This window comes from Nostoc sp. (assembly GCF_036917935.1).
Lineage (GTDB): Bacteria > Cyanobacteriota > Cyanobacteriia > Cyanobacteriales > Nostocaceae > Nostoc.
The window spans coordinates 1-21,733 of sequence record NZ_JBALEL010000048.1 but is presented as its reverse complement, the minus strand read 5'-3'; the positions used below and the strand labels follow the sequence as shown (position 1 = coordinate 21,733).

Genomic DNA, 21,733 nt, shown 5'->3' with positions numbered 1-21,733 from the left:
GAAATTCTGAACAGCGATGTCTACGACGGTCTACACCCACGCGATCGCACAGACTTCCGATCATAATAAGTACTTGTATACGCCCATAGACAGGTTCCAAAACAGTCAGAAACAAACTCAGTGAATCCTCGTCATTAAATACATCACATACACAAAGGATAACCCTCTTATGACTCGCCTACATCAATGGAAATCTGGAACTGCTGCACTTATGGCAATGGCTGTTACTACAAGCGTCATTAGCCCCCTATTTAGCTCGGCTCCTGCTAATGCTCAATACAGAATTGGCCAAGACAGAACTGGACAATACGGAAACGTTACCATTCCTTCTGGAGTTGCTTTTCCTGTCACCTACGAAAAAGAGACAATTACTATTGCTCCTGGGGAAAGTAAATCTCTAACCTTGAGAATAGCCAATGACATTATCGACAAAAATAGAAATGTCTTGATTCCTGCTGGTACTAAAGTAAATGGACGGCTAGAATCTGTTGACTTAGATAGTTATTCAAGAGATACAAGAAATACAGATGATAACCAAGGAAAAGGCGTGCGGTTTGTCGCTCAAGAATTAGAATTTTCTAATGGTCAGCGTCAGTCGATTAATGCAACTTCTCGGACATACACCACAACTCAAAAAGTTTCACAGGGGCCCAACACCAGTCAGGTTTTAACTGACGCAGCTATAGGTGGGGGTGCTGGTCTTTTAGGTTCACTACTTACTGGTAATCGCAGAATTGACGATTTAAAACCTGTTCTCGGTGCGGCTGCGGGTGCGGGTGCGAGTGTACTATTGCGGAAAAAAGAAGGAAATGCTTTTGTCCTCAGACCTGCACAGGATTTAAGGCTTACACTGAATTCTAACTTGAATTTAGTACCCCAATCCCGCTACTAGATTTAACTTCATTCAAGTTGTGAATTTAATCATTCCCCATAGGCGATCGCCACTTTAACTATAGTGTGCGATCGCCTTCATTTTTAACCCGAAAAAATTCTATCTAACAGCAACCATTCTACCTCTATATCGTCTTAATCAGTATCGATATTTATTGGAATACTTATTTAATTGCGCTCTGGGAGAGCTAGAAAAGTTGGCTCTATTGTATTCTGTATCCAAATGAGTATTCAAAATTACGGAATATCCTGATACTTTTGTTAAGTAGTGGCGATAAAGGAGCCTTTTCTTGTGGTAATTCAAGGTTTCGGTTTAAGCACATATCTTGCAATTCCCGTAGTATTAAGTCTTTTGGCTCACGGAGAAAGGATAAAAGCATCTTTAGTTGAAAACTTCGCTCAGGTATCCACTAACAAGGAAGTGAGCCTATCCAGCCGCGACGAGCTAATCAGCGCGAATTCAACACCGAAAACATACTATGTTAGTGGTACTGGAAACGACAATAATAGCGGACTCTCTACTTCATCCGCCTTTAGGACAATTCAAAAGGCAGCAGACCTTACCAACCCTGGCGATACAGTATTGATTATGAACGGAGTATACACAAATTCACCCAAAGATACGAGTGTAGTAAATATTAAACGTTCTGGAACTGCAAATGCATGGATTAGGTATAAAGCATATCCTGGGCATTTCCCAAAAATTCAGCACAAGACATGGAATGGTATCACGATTTCAAATAGAGCTTCATATATCGAGATCAATGGCCTAGAGGTTATAGGAAACAATGCCAATATAACCCTTGATTATGCCATGAGTCAGAAGAGTAACAAGGTAAACCCACTGACTAATGGAAACTGTATCAACGTTGATGGACGAACGAATGGTCATGTTCATCATATCCGTATTTTGAACAACAAAGCGCATGACTGTGGAGGAGCAGGTATTTCAGCGATTCAAGCGGACTATGTGACAGTAGATAATAACGTGGTGTTCAATAATGCCTGGTATGGTGTTTATGGTTCTAGTGGTATTTCAATGTTGAATAATTGGAATTCTGACAACAACCAGGGATACAAGATGTTTGTTACCAACAACAAGACCTACAACAATCGCATGTACATCCCTTGGATTGCAGTCGGAAAGATCACAGACGGTAATGGCATTATTATCGATAGTACAAGAAATGATGACAATTCAAAATTGGGTGCATATAAAGGACGTACTTTAGTTAAAAACAATCTGGCATTTAATAATGGTGGTTCCGGGATTCATGCATTTTTAAGCGAGCATGTTGATATTGTAAATAACACCGCTTTTTTAAATAATCAGAGTCCAGAACTCGGTGGTGGGCAAATATTTGCTCATACTTCATCTGATGTCAGAATTCTAAGGAACATTCTCTATGCTTTTCCTGGAAAAAATATTAATAATAACACGAAAAATAAAAACGTTATTTATGATTATAATATCTATCTCAATAGTTCTAAGATAAGTGTTAAGGGGCCTCACGATATTGTTGCAGACTCACAGTTTTTAAGTAAGCATCCCACTCTCGAAAAAATATCTGAGGATTTGAAATCACAGCAAGATAAACAAAATCCGCCAACGCGGAATATAGAGGTTAAGTCGGCAGGTTTTGTTTGCGATCCAGTGAATTATCCTTTGCAAGGCAAACTCATCAAAGTGGGATGCTCGCCGCTATCTTTAGCTCAAACTGCTTTTTCTGATGTTTCATCTAACTATTGGGCGGCACAATTTATTCAACAATTGTCACAGCGAGGTGTAATTGCTGGATTTCCTGATGGTACCTTCCGCCCAGAAGAACCAGTGACACGCGCTCAATTTGCCGCGATGGTCGATAAAGCTTTCCAAAAAGCACAGCGACGGCAGGCAATCAATTTTGCTGATGTACCTAGCAACTATTGGGCATCCAGTGCGATTGGGCAAGCTTATACCATTGGTTTCTTATCTGGTTATCCTGGAAATCGCTTTGAGCCTAACCAGGCTATTCCCCGCGAGCAAGTTTTGGTTTCCCTGGCTAACGGTCTGGCATATACTCCTAGCGGTAATACCGAAAGCACTCTCCAATATTTTAACGATGCCTCTAACATCGCTAGCTATGCCCGTAGCCCGATCGCCGCAGCAACAGAAAAGCAAATTGTCGTGAATTATCCGAATGTGAAGTTACTGAATCCAACCGCAACCGCCACTCGCGCCCAAGTAGCAGCTTTTATCTACCAAGCATTGGTTAGTTCTAATCAAGCCTCAGCAATTAACTCGCCTTATGTTGTGTTAAAACTTAGCAATTAACTCACCGTATACAGTGGTTGTCGGGTCTACTACTTCAACATCTGTATAAGTCACAATTAGAATCTGTTGACTTAGATAATTATTCAATAGGCGATCGCCATTTTAAATATAGTGTGCGATCGCTTTCATTTTTAACCCTAAAAATTCTATTTTCCAGCAACTATTCTATACACTGTATCGTCTCACTCAGTATCTATATTTCTTGGAATACTTGTTTAATTAGTGTTAAGAGATAATACGGTGATTAGACTACTTCTATTGCCTAAGTAAAGCGGCGTAAATAATCGAAGGTTTGTAGAGTAGAAAGTTTAGTCCTCACTCGTTCGCGTAGCGTCTCGTTGGCGCAGCCTAAGAAGAGAAGAGAGGGCTTCAGCCCTTCTGACAATATAATCTCAAGACTTTTTACATTACTTAACCTACTTTGTTTTATTCTCGCCTACTTGCCTATTTCCTTTGACAGATATTTTTTGAGCGTGACTATATTACTAAGGTAATGGTTTTTACAAAAAGCAGAAATAATTGGGAACCTAATACTTCGGTAAATGTCTAGGTAATTAACAGTAAAAAAAACTAATTGTGACTGGAGTTAAAAATTAATGTTTACTTTAAATCGTTGGCAATCTCGAACAGCTGCACTCATGGCTTTGAGCATCACAGTCGGTACTGTAGCGCCTTTCATTACAGCTTCGCCATCTTTAGCTCAAACTACTTTTTCTGATGTTTCATCTAACTATTGGGCGGCACAATTTATTCAACAATTGTCACAGCGAGGCGTAATTGCCGGATTTCCTGATGGTAGCTTCCGCCCAGAAGAACCAGTGACACGCGCTCAATTTGCCGCGATGGTCAACAAAGCTTTCCAAAAAGCACAGCAACGGCAGGCAATCAATTTTGCTGATGTACCTAGCAACTATTGGGCATCCAGTGCCATTCAACAAGCTTATACCATTGGTTTCTTATCAGGATATCCTGGAAATCGCTTTGAGCCTAACCAGGCTATTCCCCGCGAGCAAGTTTTGGTTTCCCTGGCTAACGGTCTGGCATATACTCCTAGTGGTAATACCGAAAGCACTCTCCAATATTTTAACGATGCCTCTAACATCGCTAGCTATGCCCGTAGCCCGATCGCCGCAGCAACAGAAAAGCAAATTGTCGTGAACTATCCGAATGTGAAGTTCCTGAATCCAACCGCAACCGCCACTCGCGCCCAGGTAGCAGCTTTTATCTACCAAGCATTGGTTAGTTCTAATCAAGCCTCAGCAATTAACTCGCCTTATGTTGTGGCGGCTGTCGGGTCTACTACCCCAACGCCTGTATCAGTCACAATTCCCCAAGGGACTGCCATTGCTGTGAAGTATGACAAGGCAGAAAAAATTCTGGTAACAAAGGATGAAACAGCGCCTTTGACTTTGACAGTATCGCAAAACGTGGTTGCGCAAGACGGATCTGTAGTGATTCCTGCTGGTACTCAGGTTATTGGTCAACTCAAACCTGCTACAGGCGGTTCTCAATTCATTGCGGAGAAACTAGTTTTGCCCAGTGGTCAAGAGTATCAGCTTAACGCTACCTCTGAAGTGATTACCAAAACTGAAACCGTCAAAAAGGGTACTAGTATTAGTTCAATTATCAAGAACACTGTATTGGGCGCAGGTGCAGCAACTGCGGTATCTGCTGTCACTGGCGATCGCGCCATTGCCACAGAAGAAGTCTTGGGTGGTGCTGGTATCGGTGCGTTGGTTGGTCTGTTCTTGGGCAAGAGTAGTGTTGACTTAATCGCCATTGACCCAAATACCGATTTACAAATGACAATCAATCAAAACTTGTTGGTTTCAGTTAGATAGTCATTAGTCATTAGTCATTAGTATTTACAAAGGACAAATGACCAAATCTCAACTTCAGTTATTAGCCATTAGTCTTTACAAATGACAAAGAACAAATGACAAATGACTAATTTTGAACTTCCGGCAACCAAATAATAAACGTAGTCCCCGGCGCATCGGGTGAAGTTAGCTTAGAGTTGATTGCAGGGCTGAAAACCTCGATTTCGCCCTGCATAAGTTCTATTAATTGTTTCGCGATCGCTAACCCCAAACCAGTGCCAGGGATTTCTGTTTGCGCTTGTACACCCCGATAATGCCGTTCTCCAAGATGCTCTAAATCCTGGGGTGGAATACCAGGCCCGTTATCACTAATGACAATTCCCTGAAAATTAGCTTTTTCTTGCCCCGCCTGAATCAAAATTTTGCCACCGGTGGGAGTGTATTTTAAAGCATTATCAATAATGTTAGTCAAGACCTCTCGTAATGCTTTGACATTGGCACGTACTAGAGATGAATTCTGTTGAATTTCAGTTATTAGTTTTAGCTTTCGCTCTTGGGCGATTGCTTTGGCTGATATTAATAATGGTTCTAATATATCTGCTAGCGAGCAATCAACTGCTTGATCTCCCGTTCCCGGCAATAATAACAGCGGTCTCGCATCTTTTTGGATAGTTGCTTCTACAAATAATTCATCTTCCGTCAGATGTAGTGGTGCTAAATCTGCCTCTGTTAAGTCAATTACTTGCTCAAATTGTTGCAGTAATTCTTGGAGGCGATCGCTTTCCCGCACAATACTATTTGCCACATCTCGGTTAGCGTCTGCTGGTCGTAGTCGTTTCAATAGCAGTTTGCCAAAAGTCCGCAATGCCGTTAATGGGTTACGAAACTGATGCAACAGGTTATCCAACAAATCCCGCTGTTTTTCTTGGAGAATTTGTTGCTCACGCAATTGCTGTTCAAACCATGCTCGCCGCTGATCTAAAATACAAGCGATCGCTAATGTTTGGGCTATTCGTTGAATCTGACTTTGCTCATGTTCATTCCATGCCCGGTCTTTCCTACCTGTCACCAGTAACCCCATCATCACACCTTCATAGACCAGAGGTAAAACAATTTGGTTGCCACTAAGTAGGTATTCCTCTTTTAGATCGGGTTGAGAAGCATTTGGTATCTCAGACTCCCGTGACGAAGTTGGAGATTCTGAACCTGCTGTCAATAACCTTCGGTGATGATTGGGTAATATAAACGCATTTCCAATTTGAAGTTGCTTGTATCGCGTCGCTTCAGCAGTCTCCTCCCCTGGTGGTAATAATGCTGTTTCCGGGTAAATTACCACAGGAATCAGTTTGGCATCGCCGGAAGGAGTCTCTACCAATTCTTGTGTTAGGTACACAATACTTAAAGTTGCTCCCAGCCCTTGGGTTAGCAGCGCTATTTGCTCTCGACACAGAGCAAGAAAATCGGAACTGGCAGACATTAACATTTTTTAGTTCTTGCTCAAGATGATAGATTTTGAGGCATGATGTAAGAGAGGATACTTAAGTTTTTACCTCACTCATTTAATAAAGCTTAACTAAAATTTTCTTAGAGATGGTTTATAGCAAGGGATTATATCTGAATAGTAATTTTGTTTTCTCAATTTTCAAAGATATTAATTTTCTTATATTAAAAGGTTAAAAACTATTGATATTTTGAACTAGAACCTATATAATGACGACGTATTTTGTAGCTATCACTACAATCTATAGCTTGAAAGAGGAGGACAATAAATTGGCAAGGAGACGCAAAAGGAAGAGTCGTCGTCGCCAGGAAGGACGGCGCATTTTGGAGCACGTGCCTCAATATAGCATCGAAAGTGGCGAAGAAAAACCTGTGACAGCAGCGAGAAGATTCATTCAAGCTGAAGGGATTTTGCCACCGGCATTGCTACTTGTAAAGCGAAATGAACACACTACAGACCGTTATTTCTGGGCAGAAAAGGGACTGTTTGGTGCTCAATACGTAGAGGAAAACCATTTCTTGTTTCCTAGTTTGAGGGTGTTAGAACCTTCGCCAGGTCAAGAACCTCTTGCTTTAGCTAGTCGGTGAACCTATAGATGGTCATCTTAGGCATTGAGTGTGGCTCCTGACTACTATTAACTGGCAAAATTGCTAAGTTTATGCAAAATTTAATTTTTTTTTAGTTTGTAGCTGATTTGGCAGTAAATCTAGTCCAGGTAGTTGGAAAGTGAACCTGTCTCAAACCATGCTAGATTGCATGGGTTGATACTATTTTGATGATGCAGAAGGGAATGGGTATAAAGCCAAGTGCGTCCAAAAGCGCTAGTGAAGTTGCGCTCTTATGCCTTAAATTGTTAGGCAAGCTATGTCAATGAATTTAAGTTAATGAATTTAAATTTTTTCCCCACGACCCAAGTCGTGGGGAAAAGTGACAAAGCAGCAATCTTGATTTTCTCCTTCCTACTTTCCATTGCCTAAAGAGTAGGTCAGGTCAGAAGTCTGCATATCATAGTTAAGAGATGGTCGTAAAAAGCAACAATTATTTCCCAGGCTTTAGCTGTAGAGTCCTCTGTAACTCACTGAGTTCATCTCGATGGGCAACTACAGTTATCTTACTTGAGGAGGTTTGTTCGCTCTGAGTTGTTTCTACTTTGAGCGACACCTTCTCAAGCCTTCCAGATTTTTTCCAATAAAATAGACCACTTAAAGGCGACAGTAGTACCATCGCCAAAACAAGGGTACTGAAGCTAGGAAAAAGCAGGGATACAACCAGAGATAGACAAACAATCCCAGTCGCTGCCAGTGAAGTTAGAAATATAGCTAAGAACCAGCTGGGGCGAACATTACCTTCAAAAGTCACCTGGTTTTGTTGTCCGTCTACCGCTGCCACTCGGTAAGACCGCGATTGAAAATACTCTTTTAATTGAGACATTAAAGCAGCTTCGTCTTGCTCAGATACCAGTTGCGCTATTTCTGTGCGGTCTTTAGTCGAGGCACGAATAAAGAAAAACAGCCCAACTGATAACAACAAGGTTAGCAGGAACGTAGATGGCAGAATAGCAGTATCCATAACTAATTGTTAGTGTTTGACTGGAGGAGACTTATTCATTATCAATTATTCGTTACTTTTTCCTCCCGTTGATGTAGTCAAGCCATTGAAAAGCTAAATCCTGAGCTTGAACTTGCCATTCGGGAGAAACTTGGTACATCCGCCTGGGGCGTCCCCGTCCTTCGAGTTTCTTCCAATATCCAGTGATTGCCCTTTGGTCTTCCAGAAATTTGATTGCACTATAAAGTACGGTATCTGAAAGCCGATAGATGGGATATTCAGTTTCTAATTGCTCGATCAACTCGGTTCCGTAGGATTCACCTTTTAATAAAACAGACAGTATGTAACAAACTGCTAGTTCCTGACAAAGGTAAGTTGGCGGAGGATTCTCAAAAAATTGATATATATCCTCAAGTTTCATGGTTAGTGAATGGCTAAAAAAATGCCTTAGGGTAAGGTCTACAATCCTTGTAGTCAGTATACAGTGCTACTCCTAAGTGAGTAATACAGATAAAGCTACTGAGACTAGATATCCATTGCGTAAACATCAAATAATTACCCACAACTTCACAGATGTGGGACGAGTTTGCGAGTTTTAGGGGCACAAAATAATGTATCCCTACCCAAGCTCGATACGGTGTGGTGAGGAGCGAACAGATAGTGGCGAAGTCACTATCTTGGTGTTAAGTGATGCCGAACTGGTTAGAACCGCTTAAGCAATAAAATGCCATCGAAGAAATTTTACAGGTAAAATGCTATTTTGTCTGTAAAAGTTAATAAACACTTTGTTTTTCAGTGATTTTCCCAATGCGAATTCTAAAAGCTTACGCTAAAGGATATATCTGGGTTAAAGCTGGTACGCCAGTGGAAACACTTAAGCAGTAACCATTACTGATTTTCTCGATCAGATAATTTCTTGTCTGTTATGGCAAGTGTGATAGTAAATTTATCAAGGAAGACCCAAAGGCGGGGGGAAAGAAGACCTGACTTTTCACGTTATAAAACCTAACCCCCTAATCCCCTTCCCGAAGCAGGAAGGGGGAAAATTCTTCATCCCTCTCCTTTTAGGAGAGGGATGAAGAAGAGAGGTTTTTCAGATCCCGTGAAAATTCAGAAAAAAGAGCGGGAGTTGTGGGGAAAGAACTCTCCGTGTCCCCGCGTCCCCTTATCCCCGTGTCCCTTAATCAAGCGCCCAGCAAATTGGTTCACTATGTCACAAACTCCTGATGCCCCATCATCTTCCTCAACTCTCCGGGCAATTGCCCAAACTTTTCGCCTTACAGGTTGGATTAGCTTCTGGATTCAGCTAGTACTAGGCGTTGTTTCTAGCATAATTGTGCTGTTGTTCGCCATCTTTAATCAAAGAACTGGCAGTTCTAGTAATAATCCGGGGACTGGCTTTGGCGTATTTTTAGCAATTTGTGGATTGGTTGTTTTGGGTGGGGGCATTTATTTAGCTTATCGTTACACTAGAATTGGCAAGCAATTAGAATCTTCCAATCCCAGTAACCGCCCTCGCAAAAGTGAGACTGTGCAAGTATTACGTTTGGGGCTGTGGGTGAATTTAGGAGGAACACTGGTGACTCTTTTGGGCGCGCAGGCGATCGTTGGGACGCTGGTAGCAAGATCCATATCTCCTCAAGCTATAACTACCCAATTTTTTGACCCTACCCGAATTATTAGTGGTCTAGATATGCTTGTGGTACAAGCAAATACCAACACCGTCTCAGCCCACTTTGCAGGGCTGGTGGCATCACTTTGGTTACTCAATCGCATTAACCGACCTTAAAAAGGGGAGTCGGAAGAAAAGGTAATAGTCAAAAATCAGCAATTCTTTTGACTTCTTTTCTCCTCCTTTTGAGAGGTTGTATGGCGAATAATTCCAATATGTTGATTGTACTTTTCCGAAATTATCAAAGTACAGTGTGAAAAATAATACCAGTTACTTATATTAGCACCCATCTACAGAGTGATATCAGAACCGTTACAAGGGTGAATTAATCTTTATCGGAGGTCTTACACTATGAAAAAACTAGAAATCTGGAAATTTGGTATACAAGTACTTTTTAGTACATTGATGATTGGATTGTGTAGTTCCCTAATCTTTATGGAACGCGATAATAGCCAAAATCAAGCAGTGTACTGGAGTTGTTTATCAGGAGTACTTGCCTACTGGCTACCCTCACCTGCGAATACTCAGGAGTTTGGAAAATCGCAAAAGTAATCCCAAATTTGGGATTTTAAATTTTTCTAGCCCTGGCAAGATTGGCAGGACAAAATTTTTATGGTTGCTTTTCTGCTCATGCCAAGCCAAAATCAGTATATGCTGATGTGTTGGCAGGTAGATAATAGGCTAAAAACTGAGAAAAATCTGTGCTGGATATCAAGCAAATACGGGAAAATCCGCAATTAGTTCAAGAAGGATTGAATAGTCGTAGTGGTAAATACGACATCGAACCGATATTACTGTTAGATCGGCAACAACGGGAACTTGAGGGGACGCGTAGTCAACTCCAAGCCCGTAGCAACGAAATTGGTAAAATTGTCGGTCAGAAGATTAAATCTGGGATCGATCCTCAAGACCCAGAAATTAAAGCTTTGCGGGATGAAGGTAACTCTGTCAAAGCTACGTTGAGCCAACTGGAACCCCAGGAAAAAGAACTCAAAGCTGAAATTGCCCAACTTGTGTTGGCACTTCCCAATTTACCAAGCGACTCTACACCCCTTGGAAAGAATGAGGAAGATAACGTAGAAGTGCGCCGTTGGGGTGATGAGTACATTCCCCAAAATCCGAATATTCTCCCTCACTGGGAAATTGGTGAAAAGCTAGGTATTCTCAATGTTGAACGGGCTGTAAAAGTTGCCCAAAGTCGCTTTGTGACATTGATGGGCGCTGGTGCGGCATTGGAGAGGGCATTAATTCAATTTATGCTGACTCTTCATACTCAAGCTGGATATGTAGAAGTTAGTCCGCCTCTGCTAGTTAATACCGAGTCTTTGACGGCGACCGGTCAGTTACCCAAGTTTGCTGAAGAAAGCTTTAAATGCGCTGATGACGACTTGTGGCTGATTCCTACGGCGGAAGTTCCAGTTACAAATCTCTACCGGGGTGAAATTCTCGCTGCTGAAGATTTGCCTATTTACCACTGTGCTTTTACTCCCTGTTTTCGCCGCGAAGCTGGTAGTTATGGGCGCGATATGCGGGGATTAATTCGCCTGCATCAGTTCAACAAGGTGGAAATGGTGAAATTTGTCGAACCCAGTACGTCTTTTGATGAATTGGAGAAATTGGTGGGGAATGCAGAAGCAATTTTACAGGCGTTGCAGTTGCCTTACCGAGTAATAAATTTAAGTACTGGGGATTTGGGATTTGCTTCTACCAAAACTTATGATTTAGAGGTTTGGTTGCCCTCTTCTGGCAAATACCGCGAAATTTCTAGCTGTTCTAATACTATAGATTTCCAGGCGCGACGGGCTGATATTCGCTTCAAAGAGGCGGGGAAGAAAGGTACTCAGTTCGTACATACTCTAAATGGTTCGGGTTTGGCTGTGGGAAGAACGATGGCAGCAATTTTGGAGAATTATCAACAACCTGATGGGACGGTGAAGATACCAAAAGTGTTGCAACCTTATTTGGGACGTGAAGTGTTGTAATTAGTCATTGGTCATTTGTCATTTGTCATTTGACCAATAGCTTCTTGCATAAATAATTTTTTGTCTCATGCAAAGGCGAGTCAGTACTTTGGGCGGGTGTTGATGTAACAATACATAGGTAAATGTAATAAATAATTTTTGAAAATAGATTATCCAGGAGGAAGCGGACACCCTAAAGGAATAACAAACAGGATAAGATTCTGTTGACCTTCAATGAGGATTTGGGGTGGGATAATGGAATTATTGCGATCGCTCACTATTTCCGATTTAGAACCGTTTCTAGCTGACCCGACACAGCTTAACACTCAACCCGTCGCCTTACAACTAGCAGTGGCGAGTTATTCCCCAACGCCACGCCCCTTGCTAGAAGTCTTAGTTAATAGCCCCTACGCGCCCGTTGCTGAAGCCGCACAATTGCACATCAACTGGGCAGGAGAACTCAGTGAAAATGGGCAGAATGCCATTGAGGAAGTCTTAAAATCGCGCTATATCGGGCAAAATGACAAATTAGCAGTTGAACTGCTCAAAATTGCCCCTGTTCCCCCCTTATTCCTCAGTGAGTGGGTTCCTAACCCATATCTCATTCAAGCCCTCAGCAATACCTATTTACCGCCACGATATCACCTCCAGTTACTGGAACGGTTAGCAAAAGAACCCAGCCTAGAACCGCGTTTACAAGTCGCAGAAGATCCTCAAACCCCATTGGCGTTATTAGAATCTTTGGCGGGAGATTTGGAGTTAGCTATTCGTCTCTCTGTGTCATATAATCCCAGTTGTCCGCCGGAGTTAGTGCGCTTAGTGCAAGGACAGCATGAGATAGCGCGTGATTGCGATACGGATGCAGAACAGTTAGCAAATTTAGCACAAAGTCGTTGGGATTGCATACGTTTAGCAGTGGCAAAAAATCGCTCAACTTCTCAAGAAACCCTGCTGGCTTTGGCAGAGGATAAAGTCTTGAAAATTCGGTTAGCTGTGGCGCAAAATTCCGTTACCTCAGCCCAAGTTTTGGCGGTATTAGCAGACTCTTATCACGAAATTCAAGCTGCGGTGGCGCAGCATGAAAATGCTACTGAAGAGATTTTACATCGTTTGTTTGCGACACAACAGGGAATTATTAAAAATCGTGCCAATTTACCAGTCAGTATTTTAGAGCAGGTTTTTAATAAAGTGGGAACAAGCAATAATCAGCGCCATTTCTTTTTCCGGCAACCGAATACACCCACTTGGATTTTAGAACGATTTGCAAATGTGGATGTAGAAGCTATCAGACAAGAAAAAGTTGCACTCCGTCCTCATGAACCAGAATTAGTAGAGAGATGGACAGCAGAGGCTTTAGACTTTCTGGTAGATATTGCTAAACATCCTCAAGTTTCTGAAGAAATTTTAGAAAAATTCGCACAGTATCCTAATGAAAATGTGCAGTTGGCTGTAGCTCAGAATACTAAAGCACCTGAAGAACTGAGATTGCAATTATTAGCAGATTTAGTAACTAATTCAAGCGATCGCACCAAAACTAAGATTGCAGAACATCCTAGCACTCCTGTTACTATTTTGGAACAATTAACAGGAGAGTTATTTTCGTCTCGCCAAAAAATTTTAGAAATCAGTCAAAACATTCCTAATTTTTCTCTGACTCTTATTGATACAATTGTTGACTTTTTCAATCACTATCAATCTCCAGAGCAAATTCTATTTTGGCTCAGACAAGATGCAGCATTTGGAGAGCCTATTTTACAAAATTGGAATGAATTAGTAAATGCTCTTGATGAACAACAAAAACAGCAACTTACCGCAATTGGTGGCGCAATGTTGCCCGCAATTGGTTTAAATGGTGGTGTTCCTTCTCAAGATCGCGTGTGGTTGAAGGGTAGTCCTTTTGATGCAGACAACAAAATTCTGCCTAATTATGTTCTCTATGGCTTGATACTAATTATTGGAATGTCAGATAGCAACACTCAGTCTAATGTTGTTGTTGCTTTGCTTGGTAATCCTTCTACACCTAATACTTTACGCGATCGCTTATGGCAAAAATATAGAAAAGAACCGGATAGTTTAAATCGTCATTCTGATGATGCTTCACTGCGATTAGCTCTTGGTTATAATTCAGCAGTTACTGAAATAGAGCGATTAGAATACCTACAGCAAGCATTTTCTGCTCCGTGGACAAACATTCAGGAAGCTATTGCTAAACATCCCGATACACCAGCAGTAATTTTAGAACAGATTCTTCAAAAAAGAGTAGGTGGATTACAGAAAATTGTTGAAAATCCTAACGCACCTGTTCATCTTCTTGAGCAAGCTGTTGAGCAAATTGAAAATTCTTCTGGACTGTCTCACACCTTAGTTAATGTTGCCAAAAATCCTAATACACCTATTGATTTGTTAAAACAACTGGCTTTCAATAAAGGTAACTATGGAGTCAGTGAAGCCGTTTTACAAAATCCTCATCTTGATCAATTAACTAAATATCAAATTCAAGTAGAACTACAAAAAAGAGAAGAAACTTCACAAGTAAATCAACTTCTTGCTAATCGTCCTAACAGTTCCTATGCTCTAGCCAAAGTTCTTGAAACTGGAGATAAAAACGCTAAAATCACCGCAGCCGGTAGCAACAAAACTCCAATCACTATCCTTGAACAACTAGCAAAAGATAGTGATGCCACCATTCGTCAAGTTGTCTGTCAAAATCCTAACTTACCGCTTTCTGCTCTCTTGAAACTCACCCAAGATGAGAATGTGAATGTCCGCTTGATTTTGGTGCGTAATCGTTCCAGTCAAATAGAAATTTTAAAACGATTAGCTCAAGATGAATCAGAATTAGTGAGGGTAGAAGTTGCACGAAATAAAAACACTCCCGTAGAAATATTAACTCAACTCGCTCAAGATTCGAGCATAAGTGTATGTAAGGCACTAACTGGAAATCAGAATACACCTGTAGAAGTTCTCGAATTTTTGGGAGTAGAAAAGCAAATTGCTAGTGTTTACAATCTTAAAACTCCAGGAAATGCCTTAGCAGCAGTAGTAGAATTTACTCTAAAAAATAGTTATACACAAAAGAAAGAGTTCGAGTATTTGCTCATAAATCTAGAAGGCTCTCAAATGCCCGCCAGTACCCTCGAAAAACTATCAACAAACACAACTTCATGGATTAGATCGAACGTTGCCCATCATCGCAATACTCCATTGTCTGCATTGGAAAAAATGATAGATGATACTTATGAACCTGTTCTTTGGGGTATAGCCAGAAATCCTAATAGCTCACCACAATTGCTAGAGAAGTTGCTAAATAAATATGATGAAGAAGTTGCTGGTGCAATGGTAGAAAGAAATGAAATTCCTGTCAATTTAATGGGAAGGTTGTTAGAACATAAGTCCCAATATATTCGTGAAGTTATAGCATCAAGTCTCAATCTCCCTCCAGAATTGATGGCGAAAATAATTGCGACAGAACCAGAAGAACCTGTCTTAATTTCTCTTGCTCGTAACCCGAATCTAACACCAGAACTATTAACTCAATTTATCCAGCATTCTAATGCAAATGTGCGTATTGCTTTAGTCCGCCATCCCAACTTAACCGAAGCTCATTGGCAACAATTAGCCCAAGATAGAGCATTACCAGTCCGTGAAGCTGTTGCTGCTAGTGGGAATGTACCGGCTCAGGTTTTAGAGCTTTTATCAAGGGATGAAAAAGTAGAAGTGCGGCTGAAAGTAGTAACAAATTCTCGAACTCCAGCAAGTGCATTAGTAGCTTTGACGCAAGATGAAGATTTAACCATTCGTGCTGCGGTGGCAACTCATCCTAACTTACCATCGGCTCAACTCGAACAACTTGCCCGTGATGAAAAAGTAGAAGTGCGACGTGCTGTAGCGAAAAATCCTCATACCCCTGCTGCGGTGCGTGCTTCTCTGCAAGATTTAGTCAAATCGATTGTAAATCAACCCCCAACCAGTCCCACACTACGCGGTTTGAGCCGGATCTACAACCCCCAAACAGATGACTTAGAGACAGTATTATCGGAGTATGCCGAGTCAGATGTTCCTTTTGTACGTTTGGTGGCATTGCTGCACCCTCTCACCCCTGCTGAGGTGTTGCAACAGCGATCGCATTCAGCATCTTGGCTAGAACGTTACGCAGTGGCTGATAATCCCGCCACACCAACAGATATTAAACAACAGCTTACCGAAGATAGTAATCGAATTGTTAGAGCAGTGGCGATCGCAAGTTTAAATTAAGTATAGGAGTAAAAATTCATGAAACCTGAAACCGAGCAACGCTTAGGGACACTGGAAGTTATTTTGGAAGAAGAAATACGCTACGGTCTTCCATGTCATGAAGATGGTGCAATTTTACAACCCTATGCGTGGGATGGAACTATAAAAGATCAATTCACGCCCTTAAATCTGATTAAATCTGAAGGTTGGATCATAGAAACTGACCCAGAAGTTGCTTTGGCAAATTGGCTGTGGCCAGAACAGAATGGTTTAGCATCGAGTCTTATTCATCTTTATAATAAAGACCCAAAAAAAAATCTAGATGAAGATACTAAAAATCACAGATATCAACAATATTCTAATTTAATCAAGTTATTAACAAAGAAAATCAAGAAGTTACAGGCTTTTTCTTTTAGCTATAACTCTCATTATTCCCTATCGGTTCTTGTGGGGAAAATTCCTGATAGTCAACGCTGGATTTGTCTTGCTTCAACTGTTCCCCAAGAAACACCTAAATTTATTAATAAACTTATTCACTGTTCGCCATACAAAGAACAAAAACAATCTAATTTAGAAGCAGAACAATTGTCAAAGATTGAGAAGACAATTAATAACATGATTAAAGAGTTAGGCGAGATCATGATATATGGCTACTATGATGGTGGCTATGGTCATATTCATTATCACAGCATCGTTTTGGCATCAGGAAATAGTCAAGAAGAAGCAATTAATAATGCTTTGTTAAAATCTGGCTTAGTTGAAATTTATAAAGTTGAAAAAATTATGATTCAAGGAGATGGAGGTTCGGGATTTCGTGTTGATGATAGAGATTATAATACAGATAATATTACTCACTTAATCAAGTTCTTAAATATTATGTTTCCTAAATTGCTACTTTATCGCTTTTGTTTTTGGGATTATGAACATCTTTATATTTTAGGAGAGACAGACGATTCCCAACAGGATAGTTCCGCTTCCTGCGTCGGAGTTGCCATTCACAGTCAGTTTACCTACAATCCTTAACTCTATCGTCTATAGATTTTGATGCAGTTTGGATTAGGGTTGCCGCCACTTTTTTCGCCTGTGAAGCAGTTGACCAACTTCCTTCCATCATTGCCACCACGATCGCAAGCAGTTACCTGGCTAACTGTTAATGCATCTTTTGACTTGAAATAATGCCCAATGCCTAAGCCCCATGCCCAATGCCCAATACCCAATTAGAATGGAGATAACCGTATCTTAATATCTTCACTAAATTTACTCTATGTCAGTTTTAGCAGCGATCGCAGTCTTGGCTGTTTTGATCTTGGTACACGAGTTGGGACATTTTGTTGCAGCCCGTTCTCAAGGCATTCTCGTTAACCGTTTTTCTTTGGGTTTCGGCCCAGTTCTTTTGAAGTACCAAGGTTCACAAACCGAATATGCTGTCCGCGCCTTTCCTTTGGGCGGCTTTGTCGGCTTTCCCGATGATGACCCCGATAGCGATGTTCCACCCAATGACCCAAATCTGCTGCGTAACCGTCCAGTTTTAGACCGGGCGATTGTCATCAGTGCCGGAGTGATAGCTAATTTAATATTTGCCTACTTGGTGTTGGCTCTGCAATTGGGTATTGTCGGCATTCCCAAGGAATTAAATTATCAAGCTGGTGTCCTTGTACAGCCTGTTAATCAAGAATCTGTTGCCTATCAAGCAGGAATTCGGGAAGGAGATATTATTCTGGCTGTTAACGGTCAAGAACTCCCGGCTTCTGATAAGTCAACTCCTTTGCTGACAAAAGAAATTCAAACTCATCCCAATCAGCAAATCGAACTGAAAATTCTGCGTGAAAACCAACAACAATCCCTGAAATTAACACCAAAACTCGGAGCCGATGGCAAAGGTGTAGTTGGTGTGGCACTTAGTCCAAACGCTACAGCAGTTTATCGCCGTCCTAATAGTCCTTTTGAAATTTTCGGCATTGCTGCTAACAGGTTTCAACAATTATTTGTTGGGACTCTGAGCGGTTTTGGACAATTGATTACCAACTTTCAACAAACTGCTGGACAAGTTTCTGGGCCAGTTAATATTGTCAAAATAGGTGCAAAGTTAGCTGAGGATAATAGTGCAAATCTGTTGTCTTTTGCCGCAATTATCAGCATTAACTTGGCTATCATCAACATTTTGCCTTTACCCGCTTTGGATGGCGGACAACTCGCTTTTCTGCTGATTGAAGGTTTGCGCGGTAAGCCGGTGCCAGCCCGGATTCAAGAAGGTGTAATGCAAACCGGTTTGGTGTTACTCTTAGGCTTAGGAATTTTTCTGATAGTCAAAGAAACCACCCAATTAACTAGCCAATTGGAATGGGTGCAAAAATTATTCCAGTGAAAATAGGGAGTGGGGAGTGGGGAGTAGGGAAAAGAAACTTTTACCTTTAAGGAAGCGATCGCTAGAAATTTTAGCTCGTCTGAAGCGTCTTTATCCAGATGCTACTTGCTCTTTGAACTACTCAACGCCAGTACAATTGTTGGTGGCAACGATTCTCTCGGCTCAGTGTACTGATGAGCGGGTAAATAAGGTGACACCAGCTTTATTTGGTAAGTTTCCTGATGCTGAAAGTTTAGCGATCGCTGACTTAGTAGAATTAGAAAGTTTGGTGCATTCCACAGGATTTTATCGCAATAAGGCCAAGAACATTCAAGCCGCCTGTCGGATGATTGTCACTGAGTTTAACTCTGTTGTCCCCAACCAAATGGAACAGTTATTAAAGCTTCCAGGTGTGGCGCGGAAGACAGCAAATGTAGTCTTGGCTCATGCTTATGGCATTAATGCTGGCGTAACAGTAGATACTCACGTCAAGCGCCTGTGCCAACGTTTGGGTTTAACTCAAGCAAAAGAACCCGTTCGGATTGAGCAAGATTTAATGGGTTTATTGCCTCAGCCTGATTGGGAAAATTGGTCAATTCGGCTGATTTATCATGGTCGTGCTATTTGTAAAGCCCGCTCTCCCGTCTGCGTTGCTTGTGAGCTTGCCGATTTATGTCCTGCTGCTAATAAGCCAGTGGTTGTAGGGTAAGCGACATGTGTAACCCCAGAATTGATGGAGAGACTGTAGAATGGAGAACGGTGTCTTTAAATTAAGTTAGAGAATTTATGGCAAAAAAGAGCTTGATTGAGCGCGAGAAAAAGCGCACCAGGTTGATAGAAAAGTATGCTGACAAGCGAGAAGCTCTTTTAGAAGAGTTCAGAAGTGCACCATCTCCTCTGGATAAGCTGGAAATCCACCGGAAGATTCAACAGCTACCCCGGAATAGTGCGCCCACCCGCCACCGCAACCGTTGCTGGCTGACTGGTCGTTCTAGAGGTGTTTACCGCGATTTTGGGTTGTCTCGGAACGTGCTGCGGGAATGGGCACATGAAGGTCTTTTGCCTGGAGTTGTTAAGTCTAGTTGGTAGTCAAGAGTCATTAGTCATTAGTCATTGGTAAATAACAAAGGACTAATGACAAAATTATTGACCACAACACTTATCAATTCCCAGACTTTCTAAGAGTAGATCGCTGACGGCGTTGGCGATCGCAAACTCTCCATAGAAACTATTGGAAAAATCATAGGACTGCATCTCTGTGACAATGGCAATTACCAGAGAACCAAGGTCATTTTCTCCTTCCATCCGTTGACGCACAAAAATCTGTGCGGCTCGTTGGGCAATATTTTGGTTTACGGCTTCGGGGATAAATTCTGTATCTAGCCACCGTTGTAAGCGCTCTCGTAACCATTCACCTTCGAGTTGGGGATTTTCAGGCGGTGGTAGGGTGATGGGTGGTATTGGTTGAGTCATTTTTTTTTAACGCAGAGGGACGCGGAGGGAAACGCAGAGGAACGCAAAGAATCACTGTTAGCATCAAATTGCGTTTCTAAGAGTGTTTTTTTATATTTATTTATGCAATATGATATCGCCGCTATTGTTGAGGGCTATGCACAAGGCTATTTTCTCATGGCTGATGAGCGCGATCGCCTGAGTTGGTACGGAAGTCGCGATCGGACTTTTATTCCTTTGGATGAGCGATTTCGTTACCCCAAGTCTTTGCAGCGTGTCCTGAATCAAGAACGGTTTACTGTGGCGATTAATCGGGATTTCCAAGCTGTGGTGGCTGGGTGTGCTGACAGAGAGACAACTTGGATTTCACCGGAATTGCAAAAGATTTATTCGCTACTTTACCAGAATGGTTATGCTTATAGTTTTGAAACTTGGCAGGGTGACGAATTAGCTGGGGGAATTTTAGGGATTGTTATTGGTGGGGCTTTCATTGGCGAGTCGATGTTCTACCGCATTCCCGAAGGTTCTAAGGTGGCGATGGTTAAGTTGGTGGAAAGATTGCGTCAGAGGAAATTTGTGTTTTTTGATGCCCAAATGATGAATCCTCATTTGGAAAGATTTGGGGCTTATCGGGTTGGGGATAAAGAATATCAAACTTTACTTAAGCAAGCGTTGCAACGTGCTTGTTGCTTGATATAGGGGTGTTTGAGTTTTCTTGGGCTACCCTAAAGATACAATCGGTAAATTAGCCTTGTTATGAGTGTTGTAATCTCAGACGAAATTCTACAAGCATCTCAGCTTACCCCAAGCGAGTTTTGTCAAGAAATTGCGCTGTTCCTATTCCAGACAGGACGGTTAACGATAGGCTACGCCAGTCAGCTAGCGGATATGCAACCCAATACCTTTCGCCAACTCCTCAAGCAGCGAAACATCCCTCTCTACTCCTATGAAGTAGAGGACTTTGAATTGGATTTGAAAAATCTGCGAGAGCTTGGAAGGCTGTGATTGTTATCAGCGATACGTCGGCAATCACAAATTTGGCAGCAATTCAACACTTGCAACTTCTGCCTCAACTCTACACTCAAGTCACCATTCCCGAAGCGGTATATTGTGAGCTTACTGATATCGATCCTCCCGTTCCTGGAACCTCTGAAGTTCAAGCTGTTTCTTGGCTGGAAGTTCGACAAGTTGCAAGCCGTGAGATTGTTGAACGCCTTCGATATGAGGTCAGATTAGACGCTGGAGAGTCTGAGGCGATCGCCCTCGCCTTAGAACTGAGTGCTGATTTACTATTGATTGATGAGCGTAGAGGTCGAGCAGAAGCCAATCGCTTGGGGTTGAGGATTACTGGATTGCTGGGTATTTTGATTGAGGCGAAACACCAAAATCTCATCGTTACTGTCAAACCGTTGATGGATGCCTTGATTACTACATCAGAGTTTAGAGTCTCTCCAGCCTTATACAATCAGATTTTAGATATGGTAAATGAAGGTTGAGTAAGCAATATAATCTTTCTAAAATGGATGGAGCGATCGCTCAATTTGCTCTTCAGGTACGATGAAAATAGGTTCTAGTGCGATCGCTGATATTATAAGTTTGGTTAAAGCTAGGAAACCCAACATATTTTTCCATTCACAATCTTAACCACTTACACTATTACAGGTAATAGAGTGGTCAATGTCCATTATTTAGCGATAATTTCGTTAAATTGCACAACCACTTATGGGACAATCACATCACAGCAAAATATACTTGGCACTGTGATTTTTGGTTCACATAAAACGTGATTAATCTAGATACTAATACCGCTATTGCATTCATTGCCGAGGGTTCTCACGTTCGCCATGAACTACAAGCGTTTGTCAACAAACAACAAATGGTAATAGCACAAACTGCATTTAACAGTAAACCAAAAAGTTTTTTCCCAAGAGCGATCGCTAATCAAGTTTACGTACTTCAAAGTACTATATACTACTAAGTATATAATTAATGCTTAT

General features: G+C 41.6%; 20 protein-coding genes and 1 pseudogene. 17 read left to right on the top strand and 4 right to left on the bottom strand.

Translation table 11 applies throughout. The features are described from left to right. The first annotated feature begins 169 nt into the window (after positions 1–169). From V7K62_RS20120 to V7K62_RS20110, 3 genes and pseudogenes are all read left to right on the top strand, one after another. A complete protein-coding gene (locus tag V7K62_RS20120; RefSeq protein ID WP_334867105.1) occupies positions 170–892 on the top strand; it encodes a conjugal transfer protein TrbI in 723 nt (240 codons plus the stop codon). 1,653 nt (positions 893–2,545) lie between these two features. Beyond that, positions 2,546–3,187 (top strand): annotated as a pseudogene (locus V7K62_RS20115) (S-layer homology domain-containing protein); the annotation flags it as partial. Between the two features lie 614 nt (positions 3,188–3,801). After that, entirely contained in the window at positions 3,802–5,046 is a 1,245-nt protein-coding gene (locus V7K62_RS20110; protein WP_334867103.1) for an S-layer homology domain-containing protein, read from the top strand. Positions 5,047–5,152: 106 nt separating this feature from the next. Here the strand turns inward: V7K62_RS20110 and V7K62_RS20105 are convergent, their stop codons facing one another. After that, positions 5,153–6,508 (bottom strand): ATP-binding protein, encoded by a 1,356-nt coding sequence (locus V7K62_RS20105; protein ID WP_334867101.1) that lies wholly within the window; start codon positions 6,506–6,508, stop codon positions 5,153–5,155. Between the two features lie 287 nt (positions 6,509–6,795). Here V7K62_RS20105 and V7K62_RS20100 point away from each other — a divergent pair, with 287 nt between their 5' ends. Then, entirely contained in the window at positions 6,796–7,113 is a 318-nt protein-coding gene (locus tag V7K62_RS20100; protein ID WP_041566316.1) for a DUF3155 domain-containing protein, read from the top strand. 451 nt (positions 7,114–7,564) lie between these two features. Here the strand turns inward: V7K62_RS20100 and V7K62_RS20095 are convergent, their stop codons facing one another. Together V7K62_RS20095 and V7K62_RS20090 are read right to left on the bottom strand one after the other, a co-directional pair. After that, positions 7,565–8,095 carry a cofactor assembly of complex C subunit B gene (locus V7K62_RS20095; RefSeq protein ID WP_334867099.1) on the bottom strand — a complete coding sequence of 177 codons (531 nt, stop codon included), beginning with the start codon at positions 8,093–8,095 and terminating at the stop codon, positions 7,565–7,567. A gap of 52 nt (positions 8,096–8,147) precedes the next feature. Then, entirely contained in the window at positions 8,148–8,495 is a 348-nt protein-coding gene (locus tag V7K62_RS20090) for a PadR family transcriptional regulator (RefSeq protein ID WP_334867097.1), read from the bottom strand. A 789-nt stretch (positions 8,496–9,284) separates the two neighbouring features. Between V7K62_RS20090 and V7K62_RS20085 the strand changes: the two genes are divergently transcribed. From V7K62_RS20085 to rpsN, 9 genes are all read left to right on the top strand, one after another. After that, positions 9,285–9,863 carry a DUF3611 family protein gene (locus V7K62_RS20085; RefSeq protein ID WP_334867095.1) on the top strand — a complete coding sequence of 193 codons (579 nt, stop codon included), beginning with the start codon at positions 9,285–9,287 and terminating at the stop codon, positions 9,861–9,863. Positions 9,864–10,097: 234 nt separating this feature from the next. Continuing rightward, complete coding sequence (locus V7K62_RS20080; RefSeq protein WP_334867093.1) at positions 10,098–10,298, top strand: hypothetical protein; 201 nt, start codon at positions 10,098–10,100, stop codon at positions 10,296–10,298. 149 nt (positions 10,299–10,447) lie between these two features. Then, positions 10,448–11,728: a serine--tRNA ligase gene (gene serS, locus V7K62_RS20075; protein WP_334867091.1), complete on the top strand. Its 1,281-nt coding sequence runs from the start codon at positions 10,448–10,450 to the stop codon at positions 11,726–11,728. Positions 11,729–11,941: 213 nt separating this feature from the next. Beyond that, a complete protein-coding gene (locus V7K62_RS20070) occupies positions 11,942–15,961 on the top strand; it encodes a hypothetical protein (RefSeq protein ID WP_334867089.1) in 4,020 nt (1,339 codons plus the stop codon). An 18-nt stretch (positions 15,962–15,979) separates the two neighbouring features. After that, positions 15,980–16,963: a hypothetical protein gene (locus V7K62_RS20065; RefSeq protein ID WP_334867087.1), complete on the top strand. Its 984-nt coding sequence runs from the start codon at positions 15,980–15,982 to the stop codon at positions 16,961–16,963. 21 nt (positions 16,964–16,984) lie between these two features. Next, a complete protein-coding gene (locus V7K62_RS20060; protein WP_334867085.1) occupies positions 16,985–17,116 on the top strand; it encodes a hypothetical protein in 132 nt (43 codons plus the stop codon). 88 nt (positions 17,117–17,204) lie between these two features. Next, entirely contained in the window at positions 17,205–18,305 is a 1,101-nt protein-coding gene (gene rseP, locus V7K62_RS20055; RefSeq protein ID WP_334867083.1) for an RIP metalloprotease RseP, read from the top strand. Between the two features lie 16 nt (positions 18,306–18,321). Continuing rightward, positions 18,322–18,993 (top strand): endonuclease III, encoded by a 672-nt coding sequence (gene nth, locus V7K62_RS20050; RefSeq protein WP_334867081.1) that lies wholly within the window; start codon positions 18,322–18,324, stop codon positions 18,991–18,993. 77 nt (positions 18,994–19,070) lie between these two features. Next, positions 19,071–19,373 (top strand): 30S ribosomal protein S14, encoded by a 303-nt coding sequence (rpsN, locus tag V7K62_RS20045; protein ID WP_334867077.1) that lies wholly within the window; start codon positions 19,071–19,073, stop codon positions 19,371–19,373. A 54-nt stretch (positions 19,374–19,427) separates the two neighbouring features. Here the strand turns inward: rpsN and V7K62_RS20040 are convergent, their stop codons facing one another. After that, positions 19,428–19,757, bottom strand: coding sequence for a hypothetical protein (locus V7K62_RS20040; protein ID WP_292760139.1), 330 nt, complete (start codon positions 19,755–19,757; stop codon positions 19,428–19,430). Between the two features lie 102 nt (positions 19,758–19,859). Here V7K62_RS20040 and aat point away from each other — a divergent pair, with 102 nt between their 5' ends. From aat to V7K62_RS20020, 4 genes are all read left to right on the top strand, one after another. Continuing rightward, a complete protein-coding gene (gene aat, locus V7K62_RS20035; protein ID WP_334867075.1) occupies positions 19,860–20,435 on the top strand; it encodes a leucyl/phenylalanyl-tRNA--protein transferase in 576 nt (191 codons plus the stop codon). A 57-nt stretch (positions 20,436–20,492) separates the two neighbouring features. After that, positions 20,493–20,741, top strand: coding sequence for a UPF0175 family protein (locus V7K62_RS20030; protein WP_334867072.1), 249 nt, complete (start codon positions 20,493–20,495; stop codon positions 20,739–20,741). Further along, the gene (locus tag V7K62_RS20025) at positions 20,738–21,232 is read left to right on the top strand and encodes a DUF3368 domain-containing protein (protein WP_334867069.1); all 495 of its coding nucleotides are present in this window, start codon (positions 20,738–20,740) and stop codon (positions 21,230–21,232) included. Before V7K62_RS20030 ends, V7K62_RS20025 begins: the two co-directional genes overlap by 4 nt. Before the next feature lie 287 nt (positions 21,233–21,519). Further along, the gene (locus V7K62_RS20020) at positions 21,520–21,714 is read left to right on the top strand and encodes a hypothetical protein (RefSeq protein ID WP_334867068.1); all 195 of its coding nucleotides are present in this window, start codon (positions 21,520–21,522) and stop codon (positions 21,712–21,714) included. Positions 21,715–21,733 lie beyond the last annotated feature (19 nt).